Origin of the sequence: Intrasporangium sp. DVR (assembly GCF_040365325.1) — a bacterium.
Classification (GTDB): domain Bacteria; phylum Actinomycetota; class Actinomycetes; order Actinomycetales; family Dermatophilaceae; genus Intrasporangium.
On the sequence record NZ_BAABZW010000007.1, the window covers coordinates 44175 to 60922 of the forward strand.

Annotated in this window: 19 protein-coding genes and 1 tRNA gene; 10 read left to right on the top strand and 10 right to left on the bottom strand. The window is 68.7% G+C overall.

What is annotated here, in order from left to right:
• Nucleotides 1-3 precede the first annotated feature (3 nt).
• Nucleotides 4-1374 carry a Re/Si-specific NAD(P)(+) transhydrogenase subunit beta gene (pntB, locus tag ABWV20_RS08270; protein ID WP_353354479.1) on the top strand — a complete coding sequence of 457 codons (1371 nt, stop codon included), beginning with the start codon at nt 4-6 and terminating at the stop codon, nt 1372-1374.
• Nucleotides 1375-1663: 289 nt separating this feature from the next.
• Here the strand turns inward: pntB and ABWV20_RS08275 are convergent, their stop codons facing one another.
• Together ABWV20_RS08275 and ABWV20_RS08280 are read right to left on the bottom strand one after the other, a co-directional pair.
• Complete coding sequence (locus tag ABWV20_RS08275) at nt 1664-2557, bottom strand: PH domain-containing protein (protein WP_353354481.1); 894 nt, start codon at nt 2555-2557, stop codon at nt 1664-1666.
• A 17-nt stretch (nt 2558-2574) separates the two neighbouring features.
• A complete protein-coding gene (locus ABWV20_RS08280; protein WP_353354483.1) occupies nt 2575-2748 on the bottom strand; it encodes a hypothetical protein in 174 nt (57 codons plus the stop codon).
• A gap of 155 nt (nt 2749-2903) precedes the next feature.
• Between ABWV20_RS08280 and ABWV20_RS08285 the strand changes: the two genes are divergently transcribed.
• Nucleotides 2904-3884, top strand: a complete 981-nt coding sequence (locus ABWV20_RS08285) for a small ribosomal subunit Rsm22 family protein (protein WP_353354485.1) — start codon at nt 2904-2906, stop codon at nt 3882-3884.
• A gap of 2 nt (nt 3885-3886) precedes the next feature.
• Here ABWV20_RS08285 and ABWV20_RS08290 read toward each other — a convergent pair whose 3' ends face one another.
• From ABWV20_RS08290 to upp, 3 genes are all read right to left on the bottom strand, one after another.
• Nucleotides 3887-4624, bottom strand: coding sequence for a hypothetical protein (locus ABWV20_RS08290; RefSeq protein WP_353354487.1), 738 nt, complete (start codon nt 4622-4624; stop codon nt 3887-3889).
• 167 nt (nt 4625-4791) lie between these two features.
• Nucleotides 4792-5301 (bottom strand): DUF6318 family protein, encoded by a 510-nt coding sequence (locus tag ABWV20_RS08295; protein ID WP_353354488.1) that lies wholly within the window; start codon nt 5299-5301, stop codon nt 4792-4794.
• A gap of 191 nt (nt 5302-5492) precedes the next feature.
• Complete coding sequence (gene upp / locus ABWV20_RS08300) at nt 5493-6134, bottom strand: uracil phosphoribosyltransferase (protein WP_353354490.1); 642 nt, start codon at nt 6132-6134, stop codon at nt 5493-5495.
• Nucleotides 6135-6151: 17 nt separating this feature from the next.
• Between upp and ABWV20_RS08305 the strand changes: the two genes are divergently transcribed.
• The 5 genes from ABWV20_RS08305 to ABWV20_RS08325 all read left to right on the top strand — a co-directional run bounded on the left by ABWV20_RS08305 (nt 6152) and on the right by ABWV20_RS08325 (nt 8802).
• On the top strand, nt 6152-6718 hold the full coding sequence (locus ABWV20_RS08305; protein ID WP_353354492.1) for a nucleoside deaminase: 567 nt from the start codon (nt 6152-6154) through the stop codon (nt 6716-6718).
• Complete coding sequence (locus ABWV20_RS08310; protein WP_353354494.1) at nt 6715-7587, top strand: ketopantoate reductase family protein; 873 nt, start codon at nt 6715-6717, stop codon at nt 7585-7587. Before ABWV20_RS08305 ends, ABWV20_RS08310 begins: the two co-directional genes overlap by 4 nt.
• 130 nt (nt 7588-7717) lie before the next feature.
• A tRNA-Ser gene (locus ABWV20_RS08315) sits at nt 7718-7807 on the top strand.
• 430 nt (nt 7808-8237) lie between these two features.
• Nucleotides 8238-8468: a ribbon-helix-helix domain-containing protein gene (locus ABWV20_RS08320; RefSeq protein ID WP_353354496.1), complete on the top strand. Its 231-nt coding sequence runs from the start codon at nt 8238-8240 to the stop codon at nt 8466-8468.
• On the top strand, nt 8455-8802 hold the full coding sequence (locus ABWV20_RS08325; RefSeq protein WP_353354497.1) for a type II toxin-antitoxin system PemK/MazF family toxin: 348 nt from the start codon (nt 8455-8457) through the stop codon (nt 8800-8802). The genes ABWV20_RS08320 and ABWV20_RS08325 overlap by 14 nt, the downstream gene beginning before the upstream one ends.
• Nucleotides 8803-9366: 564 nt before the next feature.
• Here the strand turns inward: ABWV20_RS08325 and ABWV20_RS08330 are convergent.
• The gene (locus ABWV20_RS08330; RefSeq protein ID WP_353354499.1) at nt 9367-9705 is read right to left on the bottom strand and encodes a type II toxin-antitoxin system PemK/MazF family toxin; all 339 of its coding nucleotides are present in this window, start codon (nt 9703-9705) and stop codon (nt 9367-9369) included.
• Entirely contained in the window at nt 9689-9886 is a 198-nt protein-coding gene (locus tag ABWV20_RS08335; protein WP_353354501.1) for a hypothetical protein, read from the bottom strand. Before ABWV20_RS08335 ends, ABWV20_RS08330 begins: the two co-directional genes overlap by 17 nt.
• 199 nt (nt 9887-10085) lie before the next feature.
• On the opposite strand from ABWV20_RS08335, the gene ABWV20_RS08340 reads away from it, so the two are divergent.
• Nucleotides 10086-10244: a PGPGW domain-containing protein gene (locus tag ABWV20_RS08340; RefSeq protein ID WP_353354503.1), complete on the top strand. Its 159-nt coding sequence runs from the start codon at nt 10086-10088 to the stop codon at nt 10242-10244.
• A gap of 94 nt (nt 10245-10338) precedes the next feature.
• Here the strand turns inward: ABWV20_RS08340 and ABWV20_RS08345 are convergent, their stop codons facing one another.
• On the bottom strand, nt 10339-11280 hold the full coding sequence (locus tag ABWV20_RS08345; RefSeq protein WP_353354504.1) for an aminoglycoside phosphotransferase family protein: 942 nt from the start codon (nt 11278-11280) through the stop codon (nt 10339-10341).
• A gap of 205 nt (nt 11281-11485) precedes the next feature.
• Here ABWV20_RS08345 and ABWV20_RS08350 point away from each other — a divergent pair, with 205 nt between their 5' ends.
• Nucleotides 11486-12214 (top strand): DinB family protein, encoded by a 729-nt coding sequence (locus ABWV20_RS08350; protein ID WP_353354505.1) that lies wholly within the window; start codon nt 11486-11488, stop codon nt 12212-12214.
• Between the two features lie 532 nt (nt 12215-12746).
• On the opposite strand, the gene ABWV20_RS08355 is transcribed toward ABWV20_RS08350, so the two are convergent.
• On the bottom strand, nt 12747-13208 hold the full coding sequence (locus tag ABWV20_RS08355; protein ID WP_353354507.1) for a YciI family protein: 462 nt from the start codon (nt 13206-13208) through the stop codon (nt 12747-12749).
• A gap of 289 nt (nt 13209-13497) precedes the next feature.
• Nucleotides 13498-13857 (bottom strand): YciI family protein, encoded by a 360-nt coding sequence (locus ABWV20_RS08360; RefSeq protein ID WP_353354509.1) that lies wholly within the window; start codon nt 13855-13857, stop codon nt 13498-13500.
• A gap of 133 nt (nt 13858-13990) precedes the next feature.
• On the opposite strand from ABWV20_RS08360, the gene ABWV20_RS08365 reads away from it, so the two are divergent.
• Nucleotides 13991-16450 carry a GcvT family protein gene (locus ABWV20_RS08365; protein WP_353354511.1) on the top strand — a complete coding sequence of 820 codons (2460 nt, stop codon included), beginning with the start codon at nt 13991-13993 and terminating at the stop codon, nt 16448-16450.
• Nucleotides 16451-16748 lie beyond the last annotated feature (298 nt).

A 16748-nucleotide genomic window follows, 5' to 3' on the forward strand; every position in this document is an offset into this window, starting at 1 on the left:
CCCGTGGAACTGTCCCTCATCACCGCCGCCTACATCATCGCGGCGATCCTCTTCATCCTCAGCCTCGCCGGCCTGTCCAAACACGAGACGGCCAAGGACGGCAACGGCCTGGGCATCGTGGGCATGGGTATCGCCCTGCTGGCCACGCTGTGGTTGGCGGGCCGCTCGGCTGAGTGGCTCAACTGGGGTCTGATCGCGGTTGCCGTCGCCATCGGCGCGGCCATCGGGGTCACCAAGGCGCGCAAGGTCGAGATGACGGGGATGCCGGAGCTGATCGCGATGCTCCACAGCTTCGTCGGTCTGGCTGCGGTGCTCGTCGGCTACAACTCCTTCCTCACCGGTTCGACCGACGCCGTGCACAGCGTCGAGGTCTTCCTCGGCGTCTTCATCGGAGCCGTCACGTTCACCGGCTCGATCGTCGCCTACCTCAAGCTGTCGGCGAAGATCTCGGGCGCCCCGCTGATGCTGCCGGCCCGGCACTGGCTGAACCTCGCCGCCGGGATCGTCTCGGTCGTCCTCCTGGTGTGGTTCGTCGCGGCGCACTCGATCCTGCCGCTCGTCATCATGACGGCGATCGCCCTGGCCTTCGGCTGGCACCTCGTCGCCTCGATCGGCGGCGGCGACATGCCGGTCGTCGTGTCGATGCTCAACTCGTACTCCGGGTGGGCCGCGGCCGCAGCGGGCTTCATGCTCGGCAACGACCTGCTCATCGTCACCGGTGCGCTCGTCGGCTCCTCCGGTGCCTACCTGTCGTACATCATGAGCAAGGCGATGAACCGCAAGTTCCTCAGCGTCATCGCCGGCGGGTTCGGCTCCGACGGGGGCGTGCCGACCGGCGACGTCGACTACGGCGAGCACCGCGAGACGAATGCGGCCGAGGTCGCCGACCTGCTGATGCACGCCAAGTCGGTCGTCATCACGCCCGGCTACGGCATGGCCGTCGCCCAGGCGCAGTACCCCGTCGCGGAGCTGACCTCGCACCTGCGGCAGAAGGGCGTCAACGTCCGCTTCGGAATCCACCCGGTGGCCGGGCGCCTGCCGGGTCACATGAACGTGCTGCTCGCCGAGGCGAAGGTGCCCTACGACATCGTCCTCGAGATGGACGAGATCAACGGCGACCTGCCGGAGACCGACGTCGTGCTCGTCATCGGGGCCAACGACACCGTCAACCCGTCCGCGGAGGAGGACCCGAACAGCCCCATCGCGGGAATGCCGGTCCTCGAGGTGTGGAAGGCCAGGGAGGTCGTGGTGTTCAAGCGCTCCATGGCGGCGGGCTATGCCGGCGTGCAGAACCCGCTCTTCTTCCGAGAGAACAGCGCCATGCTCTTCGGTGACGCCAAGGAGCGGGTCGAGGACATCATCAAGGCCCTCTGACCTGTCGCTGCACCTGAGGCCTGGCTCCGTCCCCGGAGCCAGGCCTCATCGTTCCGCCTACGGCCGGGCGGCCTCAGGGCACCCGTCGACCTGACACTAGGAAACGGACCCGCTCAGCGCATCAGTGATCCCCAGTGATGCGGCGGGCGGGTCGGTGACGTAGGGGCCTGAGCGGCGGACTGCCAGTCCCTGCCTGGATGAGTGCTTTGAGCTTGCGTGCCTCGAGGACTCCCCTGCCAGTGCGAGCCAGGTCGATCGGCTCGATGGTCGCGCGACCATGCAGTCTGACTCAGTCCGAGCTCGGCTCGTGCCGCGGTCGGCTGTCCTGCGGCCTGATGGGGACCGGTCCGGTGTCAGCGGACCGGCGGCGGCGACGGATGTCATCGCTCTCGTAGAGGGACTCGCCCCCGCGGATGCGACGGATCGGTATCGCCCGCGAGTAGCGGTCAAGGCGATCCTGGATCGGGTTGTGGATGGGGGGCACGTCCGGGTAGATGGGTGTGCCGTGCCTCGGTGACCCTCCGGGCTCGGCGTCCCGCGGCGCGCCGGACCCACCAGGCCCGACGGGACCGCCGGTGCCCCCGGGGCCTCCGCCGGGGCCGTCGCCGCCCGGCGGGGTCGGATCCGTTCCACCGTCAGGGATCTCGACGACCGTGGCCGTTCCCGGCGGTGGTCCGATGTTGAAGATGACCGCGCAGATGGCTCGATAGGTCTCGTCGGGTCGGGGCACCCACTCGACGGTCCGCAGCGCCTGGTCCTGGCCGGCGCTCTCCATGATGAATCGGCCGTAACCGAGCAGCATCCCGGGGATGGACCTGACGTAGCTCATGTCGGTGACCTTGATGAGCGGCATCATGGCGACCTTGTGCGTGATGATGCCGTAGCGCAGCAGGAGCCGCTTGTCCGTCGCCACGAACCAGTCGTTGCGCCACTCGAGGATCCTCCACGAGAGTGCGACGAGGGTGACGAAGAAGAGGAACCACAGCGCGTTGCCGACCGGTTGGGTGGCGGGAGTCAGGTTGGCGTCGACGACAATCGCGAGAGCCAGCGCGACGAGGCTGATCGAGACCGGCTTGACCAGTCTGGCCCAGTGCGAGTGGACGGCGGTGACGAGCTGCTCCCCGGGCAGCAGGATCGGAGAGAGACCCGCGGGGATCTCGTCGGTGCGCCGGAGGATCGCCATCGGGCCGCCGTCGGCCCCTAGTTGCTGTTCAGCAGGGTGTCGAAGAAGCGAAGGATCGCGTTGAAGCCGTCCACCATTACGCCCCAGGCGTTGCTGACGATCCCCGCGGCCTTGTCGGGGGACGTGAAGATCGCATAGATGAAGAACGCGCCAACAAGGATCAGGATGATCTTCTTGGCCTTCGGGCCCATGGCGTTCGCTCCTCAGCGTGACGGACGGCCGTGCGTCGCACGGCACAGGTGTGGGACCAGTGTGCCCGAAGTGACGCTTGGGGACGTGGAGGTGGGGGTGTGTCGGCCCCACAGTAGTCTCCTCGCGTGGATCGTTCTCGGCGGACTCTGGTCGGGTGAAGGTGACCTCCTATGCGGCGGAGCTGCGGTCCGCTCTGAGCGCGGCGCTGAGCGGGTTCTCAGAGCGTGACCTCGCAAGGGCGACCGCGGACCTCGTCGAGCGCTACCGGCAGCCGCGCGCTGCCCGCGGAGCGATCCTGTCGAGCCCGGTGCGGGTCGGTGCGTATGCCACGTACCGAATGCCCGCCACGCATGCGGCGATGCAGCGCGTGCTCGAGGACGTCGCTCGAACCGGCGTCCGGCCGAGAACCATTGTCGATGTCGGCGGTGGCACGGGTGCCGCAGCCTGGGCGGCAGCTGCTGTCTTCGACTCCTTGGAGTCGATCGTCGTCCTCGACCAGGTGGTCGAGGCGCTGGACCTGGGACGACGCCTCGTCGCCGAGGCCTCTGCGCCGGTGTTGCGGTCGACGCGCTTCGACCGCGCCCTGGTCGGCGCGCTTCCGGACGTCGCGGCAGATCTGATCACCGCCTCCTATGTCCTGAGCGAGCTCTCGGCCCGCCAGATCACCGATCTGATCGACGAGATGATGGCGCGTGGCCAGGTCGCTGTCGTCGTCGAGCCGGGGACACCGGACGGGTACGAGCGGGTCCTCGGCGTGCGGAACCGCTTCCTCACCGAGGGCTGGCACCTCCTCGGCCCCTGCCCCCATGAGCTCTCCTGCCCGCTCGTCGGACCGGACTGGTGTCACTTCGCGGCCCGTGTCAGTCGTTCGGCGGAGCATCGCCGCATCAAGGGTGCCGACCTCCCCTACGAGGACGAGAAGTTCTCCTGGGTCGCAGCAGCTGCTCCCGGTGCCTTCGAGCCACCTGCGCGCAGCGGCAGGATCCTTCGGCACCCGGTGAAACGCAAGGGCCTCGTCGAGTTCCGCGTCTGCCAGCCCGACGGGTCCGCGGGCCGAGCAGTGGTGAGCCGGCGAGAAGGTGGGCGGTACCGGGCCGCAAGGGATTCAGCGTGGGGGGACACCCTGCCGGGGTGACGTCAGCGCACCAGCACCGCCTTGGCCTCCTTGACGGTGATGTCCGTCGGCGGCCCGGGAACGTCGACGGTCGCGGGGATCCGGTCCCAGCTGGCGCCGCCGTCCACGCTGAACTCGGCCCCCAACGTGGTGACGACCCTGGCTGAGTAGATGCCGGGCTCGCGGTAGGTGTGGACGACCTCGCCGTCCGGGTAGCCGCCGCCAGCTGAGGTCGTCGGGCCGAACCGGGCGCCGTCGCCGAAGTCGTACCGGAAGCCGATCAGTCGCGGGCGAAGCTGGACCGGGATGCCGAGGAGTGTGCGGGAGCGGGCCTCGCCAGGCTGGTAGCCGTCCTTCGACCACGCCACCGAGTAGAACGTCGTGAGGTTGACGAGGGTGACCTCACCCCTCGGCTCGATCTTGATGGTCGGCTGCGCCCAGGGAGTCCGGAGGAACTCAGCCTTGAGGTCAGCCATGGACAACCTGGGTCGGGCCCCGGGGGCGATGTCGCTGTGGCACGTCACTCCCACTGACGTCCAGCGGATCGGCTCCGCAGGTGGGGCGACGAGCCGCTGCCAGATGTTGAGCCGCAGGTTGCCCGTCAGCTCGGGTGGGCAGGCCGTCAAGGCGCGGCTGCACATGATGTCGGTCCGACCGCCGTTCGGGTCGTTCTCGGGACAGTCCGGGAGAGAGAGGTACTCGTATCGAGGAGGGTCTGCGTCCTTCGTCGACGACTTCGCACCGTCCGGAGCATCCGGCAACCCCAACACCGCTGGCCGGTCTAGCAATTCGACGTATGCAGCCTTTTCGTCTGCGCCGCAACCGCTCAGGCTTCTCGGACAATCCCGTTGATCGGCGCTGGCTCCCTGGGCGGGTGTGGCAATGCCTGCTGAGAGGAGGAGCGCGGCCGCAAACATGGAGGTCTTGATCACTCCTCCTCCACGTGAACAGCCGACACCGACCAATGCGTGTCGAACTCCAGGACGAGGACGAAGCGAATGCCGTCCTGTTGGCGGGTCCTATCGACGGTTGCGTTGGAACGGTTGACGATGCCGACGGGTACCTCTTGTCCCGTGACCTCGATGAACTTCGACGGCTCGTTCTCCAGGAAGCGCCGAATCGCGGTGTCCTGAACGATGAATGACGGCTTGGAGTGATGTTCGCCGGCTGCCTCGAGATTGGCGGCTGTTCTTCGGAAGTTGGCGCATGTCTTGCACTCCGCCGAATGCAGACCCCTCAGCAAGTCTGGGTCCGCTGCGACAAGAGACTGGGCCACCTGCTCCATGAAGAACTTCCCGAAGGCTTCGGCGCCTTCTTGGGTGTTCTCCCTCGCGGCCTTGGGAATTCGCGCGAGGACGGGATCGACGTCAGCCGTCGCGGTCGACGAGGTGGCGGCGGCTCCCGGCGACGGGCTGACCGTTTGCGTCGGCGTCGGCATCCTGACTGCAGGAGCCGGAACCCCAGCTCCGCACCCGCTGAGCGCGAGAGCGGCAGCTAGCCCAGCGGCATACGGCATGGATGTCTTGGTGCGCACGGCACGGTCCCCCTGGCAGCGTGGCGGTCGATTTGTCCCGAATCGTCACACAGTCTGCCCGAGTGCGCAGCCCGAGACGCGGGCCATCCACAGCCTCAGTCGACGACCCCGTAGAGCCGGTCTCCCGCGTCCCCGAGACCGGGCACGATGTAGCCCTTCTCGTTGAGACGCTCGTCCACGGCACCCGTGACGACCCGGATCGGGATCTTCGTCGAGCTCAGGGAGTCCGCGAGGTGTTGGATGCCCTCGGGGGCAGCCAGGAGGCATACCGCAGTTATGTCGTCGGCTCCTCGCTCGATGAGGAAGTGGATCGCATCGGACATCGAGCCGCCGGTGGCCAGCATCGGGTCGAGCACGAAGACCTGACGTCCGGTGAGGTCGTCGGGAAGCCGGTTCGCGTAGGTGACCGCCTCGAGCGTCTCCTCGTTGCGCTGCATCCCGAGGAAGCCCACCTCGGCGCTCGGCAGGAGGCGCACCATGCCCTCGAGCATGCCCAGACCGGCGCGGAGAATCGGCACGACAAGCGGCTTGGGGTTGGACAGCTTGATCCCCGTCGTCGGCGCGACCGGCGTCTCGATCCGGAACGGCTCGACCCGCACGTCGCGGGTGGCCTCGTAGGCGAGCAGCGTCATCAGCTCCTCGGCCAGACGCCGGAAGGTCGGGCTGTCCGTCCGCCTGTCGCGCAGGTAGGTGAGCTTGTGGGCGATCAGGGGGTGGTCAGCGACGTGGACGTCCATGGGTGGAAACTTAGCGCGTGCCCAAGAATTCGGAGACCGCTGTGACCGACGCCGCGGCAGCCGGGGAGACGTATGCCGCTTGGCTCGGTGACGCGCTCGCGCTCGCTGCCGCTGCCGCGGGCTCGGACGACGTGCCCGTGGGTGCGGTCGTCATCGGCGCGGACGGCGTCGTCATCGGTCGCGGTCGCAATGTGCGGGAAGAAGTCGGTGACCCGACCGGCCATGCCGAGATCATCGCCCTGCGTGATGCGGCCGCCGCCGTCGGCTCCTGGCGACTCGACGGGGCGACGCTGGTCGTCACCCTCGAGCCCTGCGTCATGTGTGCTGGTGCGGCCATGGCGGCTCGAGTCGAACGGATCGTCTTCGGGGCCTGGGACCCGAAGGCCGGCGCCTGCGGATCGGTCTGGGACCTGACCCGCGACCCGCTCGCCACGCACCGTGTCGACATCATGGGTGGCGTTCGGGCCGAGGAGGCTGCCGCCCTCCTCGTCGAGTTCTTCGAGCGCAAGCGCGTGCTCGGCTCCGACGACGATGCTGCGGCCCGGGCGGAGAGCCGGGCCCTGAACCAAGGAGAGGGACGATGACGACGGTCGGCGTGCTGGGGCCCGGAGGCGTCGGAGGTGTCGTGGCCGCTCGGCTGGCGCGGGCTGGACACGACGTCTCGGTCGTCGCGGGGGAGCGGACGGCTGCGGCGATCGCCGCCGGTGGACTGCACTACACGGGCCCGGACGGCACGTGGGAGGGATCTGTCGAGGCGCGAAGCCTCCTCGTCGAACCGGTGGACGTCCTCGTCATCGCCACCAAGGCCATGGACCTGCCCGGCGCCCTGCAGCGGGTGCCCGGGGCCCTGGTCCGGGACACGGTCGTGGCGCCCCTGCTCAACGGCATCGATCATGTGGCCTACCTCCGGGCCGAGCTTCCCGGCGTCGAGGTCATCGCGTCGAGCATCTCGGTCGAGGCGACCCGCCATCGTCCCGGTGTCGTCGAGCAGGTGAGTGGCTTCTGCGACGTCGGGGTGTCGCTCGCCAGCGAGGGCGGCCGCCGCTGGGCCGAGCTCGCTGAGCAGGCCGGCTGCTCCGTGAGCACGGCGCCGGACGACGCGAGCGTCCTCTGGCGCAAGCTGTCCTTCCTCGCCCCGCTCGCCCTGCTCACCACCTCCGCGGAGGCGCCGATCGGCACGGCGATCCAGCGCCAGCCCGACCTGGTGCGGCCGATCGTGGCGGAGGCGGTCGCTGCGGCCGCAGCCGCCGGTGTGCCGATCGACGCGGACGGCATTGAGGGGCGGCTGCGCTCGTTGCCGGAAGGGATGCAGTCGTCGATGCTGAAGGACCACCTGGGCGGGCGCTCGGTGGAGCTGGACGCCATCGCCGGGCCGATCATCCGGGCACTCGGACGCGACGGCGCGCATGCGACCGTGACCGCGGCGCTCCGCATTCTCGGTTCCGCTCGCTGACGTCCGCCCCTGCTCCGGCCCGGTCTGCCGGATGGGTCCGCCGGGTCGGTCGCTGGGTCGGTCGCCGGGTCGGTCTGCCTCACCGGGCCCGATTTCTTGGGGGCGACGCCCTCCGGTAATGTTCCGCCTTGGTGGCGTGTCCGAGCGGCCTAAGGAGCACGCCTCGAAAGCGTGTGTGGGGGTAACTCCACCGTGGGTTCAAATCCCACCGCCACCGCCATTCACCTGCGGAAACGCCGGTCAGCCCCTGAGGGAGCTGACCGGCGCTTCCCAGGCCTAGTCTGATTCGCGGTCTCATCGGGCTGCTACAGGTGGCTGCCCGGGTGTTCACGCGGGTTCACGCCCGTTCGCCTGCCTCCGTTTCGTACGCAGATTCGGAGGATCACGCTCCTGAAGCGTGCTTGGAACCGTTCGAGATCGTTCGCTGCCGTCCGTGACGCTCCTGGAGCCTGTGAGTGGTTGGGCATGCCCCCGACGCTCGTCGCGTCCCCTCGGGGTGAGGCTGGGCGTGCGGTCCGCGCCGCTGTGCGTGTGTCCGCTCATCGATATGCCCTCAGACAGCTACTGGTCGACAGGCGGCGCCGTGACGCGCATTCTCAACGCGCGGCGCCGCTAGTAGTACTGTGGTCCTACCGTGGTAGCATCAGTGGATGAAGCTCAGTATCAGCCTTCCCGAGGAAGACGTCGCGGTCCTCGACCGCTACGCCCGAGCCGCTGGGATCCCAAGCCGTTCCGCGGCCATTCAGCGCGCCATCCGGCTGCTGGGCCAGCCCGACCTCGACGACGCCTACGCGGCCGCTTGGGACGAATGGGAGGCCTCCGGTGACGCCGCCGCATGGGAGGAGACCACGGCTGACGGGCTCGCGGATGCTGCGCGGTGAGATCCGACTGGTCGACCTCGACCCTGCACGTCACGCTGGGGCGAACAAGCGCCGGCCCGCTGTGATCGTCAGCAACGACCGCGCCAACGCGACCGCAGCCCGGCTCGGCCGCGGAGTGGTGACCATCGTCCCGGTCACCAGCAACGTGGCCCACGTCTACCCCTTCCAGGTTGCACTGCCGGCCGAGGAGACGGGGCTGCGCCTGGACTCCAAGGCCCAAGCGGAGCAGATTCGGTCCGTTTTGATCGAAAGGGTCGGCCCGGCCCTTGGGCTGGTTCCAGCGCAGCTGATGGAGCAACTGGACGACGCACTACGCCTGCACCTCCAGCTCTGAGTCCTTGCGTCAGTTGACCAGCGCGTTTGGCGGCGAAAGACGCACGGAGCGCTGCCGGCCACAGCCTCCACCGGAGCGCTCGCACAAGCTCGACGACTGTGTGAGCCTCCTGTCAGGGTGGAGCATGTTCACGGAACAGCACTTGGTTTACCTCCGGTCGCAGGGGCTAGCGCGGATCGCGACGGTTGATGTCGTTGGGCAACCTGGACAAGGAGGGTCGGCCGAGGGGGGCCGGAGTGACGCACGGTTGGCGAGAGGTATGACTCACGACGAGGATCCGTGGGGACTGGAAGGATCGTCGGGGGCACGACGCCCACGAGGTCAGCGAAGCAGGGTTCGTGTCAATCGTCGGAGATTCCAGTGAAACAGAGGTGCGACGGCTCACCATCGGTGTACGCGGTGACGTAGGCACCGGACCAGCGGCGTCGATACGGTGCGGATCGGGATCGGTGACCGGCGGCCGCTTCAGTGAGGCCTCGAACTCCTCGACGAGGAAGTCGATCACGTCGGGCTGGTTCCCGCTCTGCTCAACTGGCCCTGGCTCGTCGCCGGCACCGGACCACGCTAGAGGTCTAGCAGTAGCGCCAGTGTCTCGCGGACTTCGTTGAGGACCACCGGGCCGATATTGCCGGTGCGCTCCTGAATCCGTGTCGTGGCCACGGCGCGCACGTGCTGGCACTGCGCCGAGGAACGCGCGGCAAGGTGGTTGTCCTCATCGGGGTCGATCAGGACCTCGGTGCTGCTCGTGCGGATGGTCCTGGTCAACGGAACGACCTGGACGAGGTTGGGTCCGCCCCTCAGAATCCGGGCAGCTGTCACGACGACGGCGGGGCGACGGAGTCCTGCCTCGCTACCGGCGGGCATGCCGAGGTCGAGTTCGACGACGTCACCCGGCGTCAGCATCGAGCCACGCCGTCTCATCCTCGGTGAGCTTCGCCGCGAGGTCCCGCGCCATGGCGTCCTGGCGCAGCGCGCGGATAGCCTTGCTCACCGTCTCATCGATCGTTTCGTGGCGTTCGGCCGCCAGGCGCGTTACGCGCGCATGAGTGTCCCTGCTGATGCGGATCGTCGTTGTCTCGGCCACAACAGAACGATACTCGTGTAGACAGATCCATCTACATGCCGCTTCGACGAGCGAGCGGGAGCCCAAGACAGCACAGGACCGCCGAGCCCATCCCGCTAGCCCGGCTCGCGGCCGATAGACGCGCCTCGCCAAGCAACTTTGATGGAGCGGGTCGTCGTAGCTCCGGACGTAACGGACGTTCTGTGAAAGGGTGGCCGGCATGCTGAAGGCGGTACTCATCGTCGGCCTGGCAGTCAGTGTCGCTGGCGTCCTCATGATCGCGTCACCAGGACCGGGCTACCTCGTCCTGGCTCTTGGCATCGCGATCGTGGCCGGGTCCGGCCCTGCAGGCCGGACCGGTCGACAGGCGGCGCTGTGACTCGCCAATCTGTGCCACGGCGTCGACGTGGAGTCGGCCCCGGGTGTTCGGTCTCCGCCGGAGGGCATTCGCGCTCTCGCTAGCCGGGGTGTGCTCAACCGAGGCCGGCGTCCGTCAGGACCTGCCGGGCGATCACGAGCCGGTCAGCGCAGCGCTCGGGCATCGTGTCCCAGTAGTAGGGGAAAGTCATCACGGCGATGGCCAAGGCCCACGCCCGCCCCAGCATCCACGTGCGGTCGTCGATACCCGCCTCGGTGCGGAAGAGGGACCGCGCCTGAGCGTCGAGCACCTCCCACGCGACTACCAGGTCCACGGTGGGATCGCCGACGGCAAGGCCACCGAAGTCCAGCACCGCCGAAAGGCGACCACGCCGTACGAGCAGGTTCTCCGCGAACAGGTCGGCGTGCAACCAGTGCGCGGCGGGAGGAGGACCATCGGCCGCGGCAGCCATCGCCGCGTCCCACACCCTCGTCACGGCATCGATGTCCAGGTCGAGGTTCGGTACGGAGCGGCACTGCTCGGCGTAGGCGCGGATCTCCGAATCGATCGCGCTCAACGGCTCGGCGCGATACCAGCGCAGTGCGGCGTCTTCCCGCGCCTGGGCTGGCACCTCGAGCTCACGCAGCCCGCGCACCAAGGCGGCCAGGTCACGGGCGAGCAGGTCCCGTGAACTGGTATCGGGTGTGGCCGCCGTGGGGTGCTCCCCGTCGAGCCACCGAACCACCGACCAGTGCTCCGGGTAGCCGTGCGCCGGCTCGCCTACCGCCACGACTTCCGGCACGCCTGCTGAGAGCGCGTCCTCTAGGTAGGGAAGCCATCGTGCTTCCTTGAGGATGGTTGCTGATCCTCCGGGCTGTCGCGGCACCCGTACCAGCAGCTCGTCCCCCAGCCGGAACAGCGAGTTGCTCGATCCGGAGGCGGTGAGGCGACGCACCGGAGCAGTTGCGTATTCAGGCACTTGCTCGGCGATCATCCGCGCGACGAGCGCCTCGTCGACCCTGAGCTCGTCGGTATGCAGGACCACCGCCGCATTCAATCCGAACCTCCGCGTCGACCGCCACCTCAAAAGCGCGGCAGGGGTATGAGATGACGGCCCGGTCTGCAAGACACGATCACCCGTCGTCGACACGGAAGCCCATGGCTCACCCTCACGAAGATGGCGTCCAGACGCGTGAAGCGCGGCGTGGTCGACAGGCGGCGGTATGGCGCACAGCTTGGATGTGGGGCGGCAGTATGGAGCGATGAGGACCTATCGCGACACCAAGGAGTTTGAAGGCGCGACCTTCGTCAAGGCGAGCTTCAAGGGCGCGACCCTGCGCTTCTCCAATGTCAGCGCTGTGACGATGCGCAGCGTCGATGTGAACGGACTCGACATCGACAGCCACGACCTGTTCTTCGGCCGCCTCTTCGTCAATGGGGTCGACGTGGTGCCGCTCGTGGACGCCGAGCTCAACCGGCAGTTCCCGGGCCGCGAGCTGCAGAAGGCGCAGACACCCGAGGGCTTGCGCGAGGGCTGGGCCGCCGTGCAGTCCGCGTGGCAGACCACTGTGGCGGAAACGCCGCCGGACCTGGTGGACGCCCACGTCGAGGACGAGTGGTCCATGGCGCAGACCCTGCGGCACCTCATCCTGGCGACCGACGCATGGCTCCGGGGCGCGATCCTGGGGCTCCAGCAGCCGCTCCACGAGATCGGCCAGATCTTCACCGGTGCCGAGGAGATGGGCTTCGACATGTCCATCTTCCGCGTGGACCCGCCGGCCTACGAGGAGACCCTCGCGGTCCGTGCCGAGCGACAGCGAATGGTCGCCGACTTCCTGGCCACGTCCACGGCGGAGCTGTTGGCGGAGGAACGCGAGGACCCCTGGGGCGGGGACTGGCGTCCCAGCGTCGGTGACTGCATCCGCGTGATCCTGGAGGAGGAGTGGGCGCACCTGCGCTACATCCGACGGGATCTCGATCGTCTGCGTTGAGCCAGAAGGAACCAAGACGGCCTCAGGAGAATCACTCTGGCACGGCCGGGCGTCACCGAGCTCAGTCGTGACCATCGGTGCCTACTTGACACTTCCGGTAGGACCGGCGTCCGGCCAGACTCGGTCCAGGCGCCCGGCGGGAAGCTCTCCAAGCGGCTGCCCACCAGCGTGATCGGTGTGGCTCTACATCGGTTTGCGTTCCCGCCGGGCACCGCCCGTGAGGTGTGGCTCCAGAGGGGTCTGCCCAGCTCTCAGTAGCACTGCCCACCTCGCAACAGCAGACGCTACCCGCGCCGACACCGACGAGGAAGACCAACGCCCGCAGACGCCTGCAACCTGCCTCTTGACATCAGAGGGGTGCCGGTGTGACGCGGCCACGTGCCGCGCCGAGATCGGGCTCGTCCTACCGGTCGAGTTCGAGGACCAGCACTACCGCCAGAGCCCCATGGCGGCGACCGTCGTCGCGTCAGTTCCGAGTCTCCTCTGAACCCGGTACGGGACACTCACGGGGCAGGCGCGCCCGGGCGTCGGCTCAGCTTGCGTCGGTCGAGACAGGGCCTCCGCTGTGCACAGGTCGGACCTCGACCCCCCCGCCTTGGAGCACCACGGGGTTACTGGCGGCCGAAGCAAGAGCCGACTCTAGATCCGGAGCTTCGAGGAAGTACACGCCCGCGACCAGGTCAGGGCCGTCGATGAACGGGCCCTCGGTTACGCCCGTCGCCCTAACGCTCCTGGCCATGGACCGCGGGGTGAACGCCCAGGCTGCCGTCATGGCGGCGGAGGAGGCCAGCTCGTCCGCGTGGGCGTCGCACGTAGCGATGTCCTCAGACGTTTGTGCGCTCTGGCCAGGCTCGTGAGCAGAGTCGCTGGCATAGATGAGAACAGCAAAGAGAGCCATGGACTCGCCTCCCGGGCGTTCGAACTGCAAAGTGGCCGACGTGTGGATCGCGCACTCTACCTCGCCGCCGAGCCACTCGCTGGCGTGAGCAGCCACCCGCGGTAGCGGCAGATCCCGATACGCCCGCATGCCCGGCAGGCGGCGGAGTGCCGCGGGTCGCGGCAGCGCGCCAAAGGCGGAGGCGCTCGGTGTGCTGCCCGGTCAGCTCGGCGATGAGCTCGAAGTCCTTGTCCAGGTGAAGCACCGTCAGACCCGCGAGCTCAGCGGTTGCCGCGATGAGCAGGTCCGGGATCGGTGGGGCGCGCTGACGGCCCCGGTCAGCCAGCAGCAGCTGGACCCTCAAGTGCTCGGTCCTCGATCGCGGGAGTCAGGTACTCCACCGGCATCATCGCTGTGCTGCCGGCTGCGACGTGAAGCGGCGAACCTCCTGAGGCCAGCCGCACGCCTCCGCGACCTTGCCCGCCCACATCTTCGCGGCCTCATCGTCCACCACGTTCACGACGGTGAACCCGCCCAGGAACTCCTTGGTCTCGACGTAGGGCCCGTCGGTGATGACCGGGGTGCCACTCGTGGGGTCGGCGCTGTGGACCGGGCCGTCCTCCTCCAGCCCTCCGGCGAAGACGTACACGCCGGCGGCCTTCATCTCGTCGATGACCGCCATGGCGAGCGGCCCGCGCCCACGGAACCACTCCTCCGTGTGGTCTCCGACCCACTGGCGGTTGAAGTAGATCAGGTACTCGGCCACGACTGCTCCTTCTCCTCTGGCGTTGCGGCAGGACTGTCCTCATCCAACCCACGAACGGGGACAGGCGAATCGGACCCTGCTTGATCTGCGCTGCGTCACCACCGCGGCGACGGCAGAAGGCTAGGTTGTCGGAGTGGTTGGAGAACTGCCGGACCGGGCCCGTGTCGTCGTCATCGGTGGTGGGGTCATCGGCGCATCGGTCGCCTACCACCTGGGCCATGCCGGCTGGACTGACGTCGTGGTGCTGGAACGCGACCGGCTGACCTCCGGCACCACCTGGCATGCCGCTGGGCTGATGACGTGCTTCGGGTCGACCTCGGAGACGAACACGGCGATCCGGCTCTACTCCCGCGACCTCTACGCCCGGCTGGAGGCCGAGACAGGGCAGTCGACGGGGTTCCGGCCCGTGGGCCTCATCGAGGCCGCGGCAGACCCCGACCGGCTCGAGGAGTACCGCCGGGTCGCGGCCTTCCAGCGCCATCTCGGTCTCGAGGTCCACGAGATCTCGCCGGCGGAGATCCGCGACCTCTTCCCGTGGGCCCGCACCGACGACCTGCTCGCGGGCTTCCATGTCCCGGGCGACGGGAGGGTCAACCCGGTCGACCTCACGATGTCGCTCGCGAAGGGGGCGCGCGCGCTGGGGATCGGGATCATCGAGGGCGTGGCCGTGACCGATGTCCTGACCGCAGACGACGCCGTGACGGGGGTGCGCGCCGCCGGGCAGACCATCGAGTGCGAGTACGTCGTCAACTGCACCGGCATGTGGGCACGTCAGCTCGGCGAGCGCAACGGCCTCGTCATCCCCAACCAGGCGGCGGAGCACTACTACCTCATCACCGACACCATCGAGGGGATCGACCCGAACGGCCCTGTCTTCGAGGACCCGTCCTCCTACGGCTACTACCGCGAGGAGGGCGGCGGCATGATGGTCGGCCTCTTCGAGCCGACGGCGGCCGCGTGGCGCGTGGAGGGCATCCCGGCCGACTTCTCCTTCGGCACGCTGCCCCCCGACTGGGATCGGATGGCGCCCTTCCTCGAGAAGGCGATGGCGCGCGTGCCGGTCACCCAGGACGTCGGCATCCGCACGTTCTTCTGTGGCCCGGAGTCGTTCACGCCCGACCTGGCACCGGCTGTCGGCGAGGTGCCCGAACTGCGTGGCTACTTCGTCGCAGCCGGCATGAACTCCGTCGGGGTGCTGTCCGCCGGTGGCCTCGGCCGCGTCCTCGCCCACTGGATCACGACCGGCCGGCCAGACGTGGACGTCACCGGGTTCAACGTCGACCGGTTCCGGTCCGACCAGCTCGAGCCGGCATACCGGTCCGCCCGCACCACGGAGGTCCTGGGCACGGTGTATGCCGCTCACACCCCGGGCACGCAGCTGCAGTCCGCGCGGGGCCGGCTCCTGTCGCCCGTTCACGAGCGGCTCGTCTCCCAGGGTGGCTTCCTTCGCGAGGTGTCCGGCTGGGAGGGTGCCGACTGGTTCGCGGGGGAGGGGCGCACGCCGGAGGCCGAGCCGACGTGGGGACGCGCTCCGTGGTTCGAGCGGTGGGAGCAGGAGCACCGCGCGGTCCGGGAGGCGGTGGGGCTGATGGACATGTCCTTCATGGCGAAGTTCCGGGTGCAGGGCCCCGGGGCGGGTGATCTGCTGGATCGTCTGTCGGCGGCCGCGGTGAACGGGGACCCGGGAGTGATCACGTACACCCAGTGGCTCAACGACGACGGCCGGATCGAGGCCGACCTGACCGTGACCAAGCTCGGCGCCGAGGACTTCCTCGTCGTCGCGTCGGACACGGCACACGGTCACGTCCGGGCCCGGCTGCATCGGTTCGCCGACCCGACGGTGACGATCACCGATGTGACCCTCGACTACGCCCAGCTCAATGTCCAGGGCCCGCGGTCGCGCGAGGTCCTCGCCGAGCTCACCGAGGTCGACCTGTCGACCGCGGCGTTCGGCTTCCGCAGCGCCCGATGGGTCGAGCTCGCAGGGACCCGAGTGCTCCTCGCCCGGATCACCTACCTCGGCGAGCTCGGCTACGAGCTCTATGTATCGACTGGCGACGCCCTCCGGGTCTACGCGACGATCCAGTCCGCCGGAACGCCGCACGGCCTGCGCCCGGTGGGCCTGAAGGCGCTCGCCTCCCTGCGGATGGAGAAGGCGTATCGGGACTACGGCCACGACATCGACAACACGGACTGCCCCCTAGAGGCCGGACTGGGCTTCGTGCTGGCGCTGGACAAGCCGGACTTCATCGGTCGCGACGCGATCCTCGCCCGCAGGGCTGCGAATGCCGCGGCCGGCGGGATGGCGCGGCGGATCGTGCAGGTTCGCGTGACCGACCCCGAACCGCTGCTCTTCCACGCAGAGATCGTGCTGCGCGACGGTCAGCCGGTGGGCTACCTCCGGGCTGGGTCGTACGGCTGGACCCTGGGTTCAGCCGTCGGGCTGGCGATGGTCGAGGGTGGCGGTGCGCCGGTCACCCCGGACTGGCTGGCGAATGGCCGCTGGGAGGTCGACGTGGCGGGAAGGCGCTACCGGGCCGAGGTGTCGTTGCGGCCGATGTACGACCCCACCAGCGCTCGGGTCCGTGCCTGAGTGCTGGACCGCCGGAGCGCGCGACAGTGAGGCGCCAGCACCTCCTGTGATGCTGGCCCCTCAGCTGGCGCAGCCGGGCGGTCAGCTGCAACCGGAGACATCGACTGCGCGCCACATGCCGGCGTTGCCCTGCTCGGCGTCGACGGACATGGCGTGTCCCATGCCGGCGCCGGAAGGCAGGAATGCGAGCAGCATGTTGCACGCGCCGGTCAGCCCGGTGCCCGGTGCCGGCCCGGTTGCCGCCGAAGCGGGGATGGCGAGTGAACCGGCACGGGTTCTCTGCCGCTCTCATACTGGC

What these genes read in the sequence shown, in the direction of transcription:
- ABWV20_RS08295 (WP_353354488.1), bottom strand. Translation starts at nt 5,301, where the DNA reads ATGCCGACGCCGACGCAAACGGTCAGCCCGTCGCCGGGAGCCGCCGCC.
- ABWV20_RS08330 (WP_353354499.1), bottom strand. Translation starts at nt 9,705, where the DNA reads ATGCTGACGCCGGGTGACGTCGTCGAACTCGACCTCGGCATGCCCGCC.
- upp (WP_353354490.1), bottom strand. Translation starts at nt 6,134, where the DNA reads ATGGACGTCCACGTCGCTGACCACCCCCTGATCGCCCACAAGCTCACC.
- ABWV20_RS08275 (WP_353354481.1), bottom strand. Translation starts at nt 2,557, where the DNA reads ATGGCGATCCTCCGGCGCACCGACGAGATCCCCGCGGGTCTCTCTCCG.
- ABWV20_RS08340 (WP_353354503.1), top strand. Translation starts at nt 10,086, where the DNA reads ATGCTGAAGGCGGTACTCATCGTCGGCCTGGCAGTCAGTGTCGCTGGC.
- ABWV20_RS08320 (WP_353354496.1), top strand. Translation starts at nt 8,238, where the DNA reads ATGAAGCTCAGTATCAGCCTTCCCGAGGAAGACGTCGCGGTCCTCGAC.
- ABWV20_RS08280 (WP_353354483.1), bottom strand. Translation starts at nt 2,748, where the DNA reads ATGGGCCCGAAGGCCAAGAAGATCATCCTGATCCTTGTTGGCGCGTTC.
- ABWV20_RS08350 (WP_353354505.1), top strand. Translation starts at nt 11,486, where the DNA reads ATGAGGACCTATCGCGACACCAAGGAGTTTGAAGGCGCGACCTTCGTC.
- ABWV20_RS08325 (WP_353354497.1), top strand. Translation starts at nt 8,455, where the DNA reads ATGCTGCGCGGTGAGATCCGACTGGTCGACCTCGACCCTGCACGTCAC.
- ABWV20_RS08310 (WP_353354494.1), top strand. Translation starts at nt 6,715, where the DNA reads ATGACGACGGTCGGCGTGCTGGGGCCCGGAGGCGTCGGAGGTGTCGTG.